This window comes from Corynebacterium sp. MSK044, from assembly GCF_030232825.1.
Lineage (GTDB): Bacteria > Actinomycetota > Actinomycetes > Mycobacteriales > Mycobacteriaceae > Corynebacterium.
Genome location: NZ_JASPJJ010000029.1, coordinates 1 through 8,868, shown reverse-complemented (window position 1 = coordinate 8,868; position 8,868 = coordinate 1). Strand labels below are relative to the sequence as shown.

Sequence of the window (8,868 nt, the reverse complement as noted above, 5' to 3'; positions counted from 1 at the left end):
TAGGAATCGGAAGGTCAACGACACCTACCAGCAGTTCTTGGAGCACTACAACACAGCAGCACTTCCCACACGCGCGCGTCGGCCGAAGGATAAAGCGAATGTGGAAGCTGCGGTAAAGATCGTCACCCACACAGTCATCCACGCCCTTGAAGGCCACCAGTGTGTTGACGTAGACGAGCTCAACGCAAAGATTGTGGGCTTAGTCGACGCGATCAACACCTCCGTGCCGTTTCGCAGTCAGCAGTCAAGCCGCAGGGATCTCTTTGAACAACACGAGCAGCATCTCCTTGCTGATCTGCCTCCAACCCCGTGGCAGCACACTGAGTGGAAGCGTGCGAAAGTAGCCCCGGATTTCCATATCACGGTTGCAACGGTGCGCTACTCCGTTCCGCACCAGCTTGTTGGCCGCACTGTCGATGTGCGCATCACAGGCCAGGTCTTGACCGTCTTTGACCAGGGGACAACCGTAGCGACCCACCGGGTTTCGCCTAAGCGTGGGGCCTATGTCACTGACTATGAGCACATTCCATCTGGAATGGACTCCACCCGTGGGCTGTGGACAAGCGACTACTTCTATCGCGAAGCCCAAAAAACCGGCCCGGCAACACGCAAGGTCATCGAAGAACTCATCGCGGCGAAAGCCATCCCGGCCCAGGCGTACCAATCCTGTAGAAACGTGCTGTCGATGGGCAAACACGGCAACAAACCAATCTTGGAAGAGGCATGCCAGCGCCTGATGGCCAACGACGGCAGCCGACGGGCGGTGTCATATACCGCAGTCAAAAACATGATGGCCGCCATACGCAAAGAACACGCCACCCGGCCCCGCGGGTTAGACCAGGCCCCGCGCAGCACCACAACCAACCAGCCCACCTCCCGTGCAATCACCGACCGGGATACCACCGGCGCGTTTCTCGGTGGTGCAGACCAGTTCAGCATGGACAACCTCGCTAAGAAAGGACACTAAAGCCCATGTCATCACCAACCCCGCCAACAGATCGCTTCCTTGACGAGTCCGCCCTGGCTGACTTCACCGCGCTGCGGATGACTGCCTTTGGACAAAGCGTCATCGAGATTGCCAACGATCCCGCATTCGACGCATGGACGTTTTCCCAAAAGGTGCTCTACGCACTCGACAAAGAAGTCGCAGCCAGGCGCGAACGACGCATCAACAAACTGCTGAAAGCATCCCGATCGCCGAACCTTGATGCTTGCCTTGAAAACGTGGTCTGCACACCTGACCGCAACATCAACCCCGAGCAAGTCAGCAGACTCGCTCATGGACAATGGTGCCACCTGGGCCAAAACATTGTCATCCTGGGCAAATCCTCAGTCGGCAAAACCTACCTCGCCCAAGCACTAATCACAGCAGCATGCCGCAACGACTACTCCGCACGGTTTTTCCGCACCGACATGCTCGCCGCCGAACTGGCAGTCCTGCAACCCAATGACCCCATACGGCTGAAGTTCATCCAACACCTCCACAACGTCGACGTCCTGGTCCTCGATGACTTCCTGACCACACCTATTGATGCCGCGACCGCGCACCAACTTCTCAACATCCTCGCCGGACGAGAAGGCAAAGTCTCAACGATAGTGACCTCACAATTCACCCCACGGGAGTGGTACAAATCCATCCCCGACGCCGTGATCTCCGAGTCAATCCTCAACCGACTCGTCTCCGGCGCCGAGATCATCACACTCGAAGGACCAAACATGCGCCTGACCACCAACGCATAACCACCCACAACGCCTGAGTGAGACACCGCTACCGGATACTCACTCAGGCGCTACCAGATACTCACCACACCGCTACCATTTCAGTCTTCTGAACACCCCTTGCAGTACCGGGTACGTGGAACACCGGTACCAACTACGCGGACTCACGGTACCAACTACCCCGAATCGACAATTTGGAGGAATCACTCGATGAGGTGCTGGCGTTTACCGCAGCACCGAAACCAGTCTGGACAAAGGTGTGGTCGAACAACCCCACTGAACGGCTCAACCGGGAGATCCGCCGGCGCACCGACGTCGTTGGCATCTTCCCGAACCGCGAATCCATCATCCGGCTTGTCGGCGCGGTCCTCGCTGAACAGCACGACGATTGGATCCAACAAAAACGCTACATGTCACTATCTGCACTCGAACACACCAAACGCCTCATGTACCAAACAGGAGGTGATCATGGCGACCACCACCAACTAACCGCCTAACCAAACCCCCAACTTCATACCGAGCCGAAAGCACAAACGGCTACACCACTACACGGGACTTGACCCTCGGCAAGTTCCGCAGTGATCCGCGGTGCACCGTAGACCTGATCGGAGTCTGCCCAGATCTGGTGGATCTTGCGGTCAACATCGTCATAAAACGCTGCCCGATCATCGTTTCCTAAGAGCCGTTGCTGCTGGTTATGGGACCATTTGTAGTAGCCGGATCGAGACACCTTCAACAGGCGTGCCATGCGTTTGATGCTGTAGTTTGCCTTCTCTCGTCGCATTAGTTCGAACTTTTCTGTTCGCGTTGCTTCGCGGCGAAGAAGGCTGTCGCTTTTGACAAAAATTCGTTGTCCATCCGGGCCTCTGCCAGCTCCCGGCGCAGCCGCGCATTCTCGGCCCGAAGGTCCGCCTCACTCATCCCATCGGCTGCGCCTCGGCGCTCCCGCTCATTTTTGACCCACTTGCCTAAAAGCCCCGGGGCGACACCGATCTCTCTGGCCACTTGGGCGATCGGGCGCTGCGACTCAATCACGAGATTCGCGGCTTCACGCCGGTACTCCGGCGTGTACTTCTTGCGTTGTTGGCTCACAATGAACATCCTCTCCTACGGACACAACATCCGTACAAGTTGGGTGTCCACTAAACGAGGGTAACCTCAGGGCAGTTCACAGCAGTTCAGTGCAAGTGCGTTTATTGTTGGCGTGGTGTCCAGCTGGTCAAGCTGGCGATATCCTTTCGGTGGGTGACCCACCCTTTAATCAAACGTGCAACTTCATCACTCGACGGAGTGAAAGTGAAGAACTGTTCACCTGTATCCGCATTGCGGTATTCTACAGCCCAGTCCTGGTTCTCAGCCTCCCACCGCGCACGGATATGACTGGTACGCAGATCATCATAATCATCCTCCTCATCATCACTGTTGCGTTGAGAAACAACAATAAAACTCTCATCCCCGTCAGGGATGGTGATCTTGTTCATGAACTCAAGGTTCTCATCGATCAGTTCTGGGGAATAATACGGCAGATCATCCTCGTAGGTCCGAATGCGGTGAGTAGGACGTTCCGTACCACGGGTAATAACGTTATTGAATTTGGGCACCGCAAGGCACACATGGTTCTCAATAGCGAGATGTGCCCGATTCTTTGCAAGCGGGGTTGGGTACGGGTGGTTGACCGTCAACCCGATAATCCCATCCCCAATGACCTCAAAACTAGGGATGTACTCATCAAGAGCTTGTTCACCGAAGCGTTCCAACGCAGGAGTAGAACGAGGCGGCAGCGCCAAACGCTGCGCCACCGTAGGCAACAAAAGCTTCTCTGCAGTTGGCTCAACCGCAATAATGTCAGGCAAGGTCGTAACCATCATCCTTTCTCAAAATCAGGTGATCATGATCGTCAGAAAACACTATCTTCAAAGGATCGTAAAACCCCTCAGGCATCGGCGGCACAAAAGGATCAACAAGATCCTCCACAAGCTCATCACAATCCTGGTAAATAAGCGTTTCTTCCTCCTCTTCCAAATCCAGGTAAATAATTGCCCCAACCGGGTAAGCAGGATGAGAAATATTCATCAACAACGGAGTATGAACAGTGCCACTACCCTGGCCAATAAACAGCCCCCACTTCGGATAACGCCAAATTTTGGCGATACAACACGCATCCGTATCAAGGTTGTACCCATACACCGAATCTCCCCGCGGCCCATGACCATAAATCAGATCAATAGCCTCAAAACTCGTCGAAGAACAACCGTCATACCTACGTGAGCACTCATACTCAGCCGCGACAGTGCCACCACCACAACTTTTAATCAACTCCCGATACCCCTGCGGCAACTGCAGACCAAGATTACGTTCAATTTCCTGAACCCTCGCCTCATCACACGGCCGAGCCGGAGCAACAAACACCTCTGAGTAATCCATGAAGCCATCCTAAGCTCGGGATAAAAAGCGTGCACCTAGCCTGTAGCTGCATGCCGGGCGATCAGATGTTCTCCCGGCTAAAGCCCTCTAACAACTTTCGACGCCCCGCGCGGCCCACCCGAGATGCGAAACGTGTGGCCGCCCGCTATCTTCCCGGGCCCACCATCAGCAAGCGTTACACCACACTAAGGGACGCAACCGGTCCGGGCCACTAATACCACGAGTGATCACCCTGCCCTTGTGCACACTTAGTCCGAACCAAGCATGCGGTGAGTGGGGTTAGTCGATGCTGATACCAGCAGATTCAACATCCGCGATCAACACACCCAGCTGCGCCGCATCAGCGGGCAGACCGTTGAGCTTCTCACGTACCACAGCAACCTCATCAGGCTGGCCAGTAACACCAATGCCCTCGCCTTCAGGATCCAACTCAACACCAGCAGCAATAGTGTTGATAGCTTGCCAATACCTCAACACAGCATCCAAAAAATACCCACTAGCGTCACCCCCTGCCTCTGTCACTGCTTTATCAAGCCGGCTATCAACAAGGACTTTGGCATACATCGTGTCCTTCCCAGCATCATCACCAGCCGATTCATCAAGCCTGATCACACTCGTGCGCATACCAGCATCAGTAGTGCACTCATCGCGTTGACCATCAATGTCCTCATCCGGGGGACTCAACTCAGTGGGAATATCCAACCCCAAATGGAAACAACGATACTGCTCCAACCACAAATCCATGTGGCCAACAGAAAAAAATGCCCAAGGAATCAGAAGGTAGTCACGCTCTTCTGGCTCTGCTTGACGAGTGGCAGCACCGCTAATCCACATTTTAATGGTCCAATCAGTGGTGTCCACCTCTGTGACATCAAGGGGATAATCCAACTCTTCAGGCACAAACCCCGGCAAACCCGGGCGGTAGTCACCGTGAATGACTGCAGTGTGCTCGATGTTAAAACCAGGCCAGTCCTCAGATAGTTTACCATCACGAATAAACGGCCCACCTTTAGTAAAAGCAGTGTTCAACAACGGAAACGGCGGGATAATCCAACGACTCGTTGTGGTGTGTGCCTCCGGGTCAAGGCCAAGTACACGCACATTGTCATCAGTAAGCGGCACAGCAACTAAAGACGGGCCAATCTGCCGAAACTTAGTCGCATAAATATGCACCTCAACATCCCCACGAACAGTTGGCATACGCAACCGCGTATTCGCCGTCGGCCGAATCGCCTTCATCGAAGAATCAAACTGCATAAAATACGTCATTTTTAGAGTTCCTCCCTAGTGAGCGAATTTAAGTGCGCCCTTGTCCATCATCCAATTGGCCCACTGGACCGCACCTTCGTGCACGCTTCTAGACGTAGCTATCTCGTGGCGTCGATTGTGCAGCAAGGTGTCGCTGTTTCCGAACTTATCGAAACCTATCTCAGAGATCTTAGCTTCTTCGAAGGCCCGTGCCTGGTAACGCGTGAAAGCATCGGCCCCATCATTAAGTTGACCAGGGTCTATGTCCGCTACTTCCATTTTTGTCTTAAACTTGTCGCCGTGCTCGAGTGCTCGTCTGTCGGTGTCGACTGACTGACCGACATACTTCATTCCTGGCCCATTTTCATGCCCATAGCTGTATAAATGATAGTCGTTGCCACTCGGGTTCCTATTGAGAAACTCCATCGTCTCATCAATCTTTTCCGGTTTCACACCTGCATTGCGCAAATCCTGCGCGGTGACTTGGTGCGCCTTTAAGCCGAATACATCTACCCAATGAGCAGCGTGGCCTACATATCCCTGCGCAGAGGCCAAATGCGGACTGACTCCGAGGGGGTCTTGTGCGTTGTAGATTCCCGCATGAGGGTCATAGTAGCGGCATCTGTTATACGCCCATCCGGATTCCGCATCGAGGTATTGGCCTGCGTATAGCAAAGGCGAGGACTCCGCGCCGCACCAGGTGCGCTTGCCATAGAGAGTCTGTTCGGCATAAGCAACAACGGTCCCATCCACAGGGCTGACAAGTTCTTGGGGTGAACCGGCGAGATCTGTCATAACAAACACAAAGTCGGCAATTGTCTCTCCTGGCGTGGTTGAACCGTCGCGCTGGTGCCCACGCAGTTTGATTTGGCCGACAACTTGAACTGTCGCTGGATCGGTGATCCACACATATCCCGAGCCCAGATCATGGCACAGAGATTCATCAGAAGCTTCACGGTTCACCAAACTGTGCTCGCTGATCAATGTCTCATCGGCGGCAGAAAAGGTGATTTGCTCTGCCACGAGTTGCTCCCCCGCGTGAACGTATACCGTGCGTGTGAGCAGCTCACCAGTTTCGATGTCTACTCGCTCCTTCGCCACGCGGCGCCCCCGAGGATCATAAAAGTAGCGATATCCAACTCCCGGCTCGTCCGATGTCGTGAAACCGATTGGCTGTTCGCCTGATGCGTAGAAGAACTTATGCACCAAAGGTTTCTTACTGATCCGTTTGGTGACAGTCTGAGTAACCCGCCCAGCCTTATCGTAGGTGTAAGTCGTTCGGCCAACTCTGGTAGGCATCGTGCCATCGAACTCCACCCGTGAATCAACGCCGGACAAAGCTGCTTGGTTGATCGTCTTCTTTTGGGAAGGACCGCGGTTAGTTCCCAATGCGGTTGATGGTGAGTGTTCCTTCGCGTCAATGAAGTTAAGCACCCCCGCAGAGGAGAAACCATAAGCTTCCTCTGTGGTTTCTCCAAGTGATAATTGCCCAGTAGTGAGTGGAGCTTTTGGGTCAGCACTTCGATTAGTCCTGGTGAGTCGAGTAACCCTCCCAGCCAGATCAAGGTCAAATGTGGTGATCCCGCGCAGGTAATCTGCAACGGATTTAAGAGCCCCATCTTCGCGCCACTCAAACATGCGAGAAGATACGGTTCTCATTCCACCTGCAGATGATGAGTCAAATGCTAGCAGCGAGACGGCGGTTGTCCGCCCGCGATCATCCGTTAACAAGTCTTGAATGAGAGATCCGGTTCGCATGTGGTTACGACGACCTCGCTCGTCGACACCGTATTCAATGTCGGCGATTGACTCACTTACCTCAGAACCCAAAGAGATACGTGAGTGCTCGGAACGAATAATCTCGCCTTCACCATCACGCATGAAACGTGAACTAAACGTATCTCCAAGGGGGAGAGCAATACTTTCTGAAAGTATGTTCCCAATGCGGTCAAGTTCCACACTGTGTTCGGTTGTTTCACCGCTTAGGAGCGTTATGCGCTCAGCCGTCGTACGTCCGAACTCGTCTCGGATGTAATCGATAGTCGCGGAAGGTCCACTGATCCTCGTTAGTCTGTCAAATTCATCGTAGATGAACTTCGTTACCCCGGACGCGTCGGTTATTGACTTAGTGCGGCCATCTGCATGCCGCAACTGGGACGTAGTACCCGCTGGTGTCGTTACAGTTGCCAGCAAACCGTCCGGACTTACCGTTGCAGAGGAGGAAATTCCGTTGTAATCAAGCTCACCTGCCAGCATGCCGTCAAGATCGTAGGTGTAAGACCAACGGTTGCCGTCAGAATTAAGCAAGACAATTGGCTGCATCTGAGTGTTGTACTCAAGACGCGTCGTCGCTCCACAGAAATCTATTGACATACTCGGCTTGTCAAAAACGGTGTACTTAACTGTTCCCGTTGCGCCGATCTCATTTGTATGAGCAACCCTGTTGCCCTCGCTGTCATACTCGATGCTCACTGAGGTGCCATCCGGATTTTCGACTACCGCTGGCCAGCCCTCGGGGGTGTAGCGCACCGTGGTGACTGCCCCAACCGGATCGATACTTTCAACAACTAAGCCTCGAACATCGCGCAGCATGCTGGAACGTCGACCGGCATGATCAATTACAGCAAGCGTCCGTCCAGCATCGTCGCACTCAACCTCAGTTACAGTACCGTCCGCGTGACGAGTTGCCTGCGGTACAATTCCGCTTGCCCGAACGTCGTAGCGGTATTCGGTCACTGCCCCACTAGAAGATGTCACTGACTCAACAAGGCCGAACGCGTCGAGACAAAACTCAGTTACCGATCCATCGGTATCGATGCTACGAACCGGCGTACCCCATTTCCCCGGCTCGATGCTGGAGCGCGTACCATTTGGAAGCTCCTTTGAAACCATCAGACCATCTTCGTTGTAGGTGAAGCTGGTGGTGGCGCCCGCAGAATTAACTGTCCTGGTGACCTGGTGATAGTCATTGTGATCCTCGTCTTTAATCCCGCCTTCCGGTGTGATGATTCGCCATACGTCGCCTTCTGGGGTAGAGCGGTAAACGGTGGGGCGGATATCACCTAGCACCTCGTCGTGAAGCCATTGTTGTGGAACAGTCCATGTATCATCATCACGCTCCGCGGTGCGGCCGCGACCGGTTAAACCAGCTGCGTCAAGCCCACCTTCAACAAGTGCCTGATAAAGCGGGAGTTGTTCAAGACGATTAAAGTAGTCCTCAACCACGGTGTCACCTAGGGTAAGTGGGTCACCTTGAAACTCGCCGGCTGTTTCAATGAGTACACACACTGTTCCACCAAGTGGTGCGTCTTGACCGGTGTCGTGACCCCAGTAAAGAATATTCGGGAACATACCCCCAGTACCTACCTGCGAGTGAACACGACCCCACTCATCAAAACGATAGTAGTAGGACACACCATTGCGGTCAGTCCAGGCATACATCCGGCCTTGATCATCGTAGTGATACTTCAACGCACC

General features: G+C 53.9%; 8 protein-coding genes and 1 pseudogene. 3 read left to right on the top strand and 6 right to left on the bottom strand.

From position 1 onward, the window contains the following. The 3 genes and pseudogenes from QP994_RS10550 to QP994_RS10540 all read left to right on the top strand — a co-directional run. The coding region (locus QP994_RS10550) for a Mu transposase domain-containing protein (RefSeq protein WP_502870051.1) at positions 1-967 on the top strand (967 nt) is incomplete at its 5' end. Between the two features lie 5 nt (positions 968-972). Next, positions 973-1,740, top strand: coding sequence for an ATP-binding protein (locus QP994_RS10545; protein ID WP_284866725.1), 768 nt, complete (start codon positions 973-975; stop codon positions 1,738-1,740). 194 nt (positions 1,741-1,934) lie between these two features. After that, positions 1,935-2,216 (top strand): annotated as a pseudogene (locus QP994_RS10540) (transposase); the annotation flags it as partial. Between the two features lie 14 nt (positions 2,217-2,230). Here QP994_RS10540 and QP994_RS10535 read toward each other — a convergent pair. From QP994_RS10535 to QP994_RS10510, 6 genes are all read right to left on the bottom strand, one after another. Then, complete coding sequence (locus QP994_RS10535) at positions 2,231-2,467, bottom strand: IS3 family transposase (protein WP_284866723.1); 237 nt, start codon at positions 2,465-2,467, stop codon at positions 2,231-2,233. A 35-nt stretch (positions 2,468-2,502) separates the two neighbouring features. Continuing rightward, on the bottom strand, positions 2,503-2,820 hold the full coding sequence (locus tag QP994_RS10530) for a transposase (RefSeq protein ID WP_284866721.1): 318 nt from the start codon (positions 2,818-2,820) through the stop codon (positions 2,503-2,505). A 92-nt stretch (positions 2,821-2,912) separates the two neighbouring features. Then, positions 2,913-3,572 (bottom strand): hypothetical protein, encoded by a 660-nt coding sequence (locus tag QP994_RS10525; RefSeq protein WP_284866719.1) that lies wholly within the window; start codon positions 3,570-3,572, stop codon positions 2,913-2,915. Next, complete coding sequence (locus QP994_RS10520) at positions 3,565-4,143, bottom strand: SMI1/KNR4 family protein (protein ID WP_284866717.1); 579 nt, start codon at positions 4,141-4,143, stop codon at positions 3,565-3,567. The genes QP994_RS10525 and QP994_RS10520 overlap by 8 nt, the downstream gene beginning before the upstream one ends. A 279-nt stretch (positions 4,144-4,422) precedes the next feature. Beyond that, positions 4,423-5,412, bottom strand: a complete 990-nt coding sequence (locus QP994_RS10515; RefSeq protein ID WP_284866715.1) for a hypothetical protein — start codon at positions 5,410-5,412, stop codon at positions 4,423-4,425. Positions 5,413-5,427: 15 nt separating this feature from the next. Continuing rightward, entirely contained in the window at positions 5,428-8,742 is a 3,315-nt protein-coding gene (locus tag QP994_RS10510; RefSeq protein ID WP_284866713.1) for an RHS repeat-associated core domain-containing protein, read from the bottom strand. Positions 8,743-8,868 lie beyond the last annotated feature (126 nt).

Excerpts from the sequence above, each read along its gene's own strand:
- QP994_RS10545 (WP_284866725.1), top strand. The coding sequence starts at position 973 with ATGTCATCACCAACCCCGCCAACAGATCGCTTCCTTGACGAGTCCGCC.
- QP994_RS10535 (WP_284866723.1), bottom strand. The coding sequence starts at position 2,467 with ATGGCACGCCTGTTGAAGGTGTCTCGATCCGGCTACTACAAATGGTCC.
- QP994_RS10530 (WP_284866721.1), bottom strand. The coding sequence starts at position 2,820 with ATGTTCATTGTGAGCCAACAACGCAAGAAGTACACGCCGGAGTACCGG.
- QP994_RS10520 (WP_284866717.1), bottom strand. The coding sequence starts at position 4,143 with ATGGATTACTCAGAGGTGTTTGTTGCTCCGGCTCGGCCGTGTGATGAG.
- QP994_RS10515 (WP_284866715.1), bottom strand. The coding sequence starts at position 5,412 with ATGACGTATTTTATGCAGTTTGATTCTTCGATGAAGGCGATTCGGCCG.
- QP994_RS10510 (WP_284866713.1), bottom strand. The coding sequence starts at position 8,742 with ATGTTCCCGAATATTCTTTACTGGGGTCACGACACCGGTCAAGACGCA.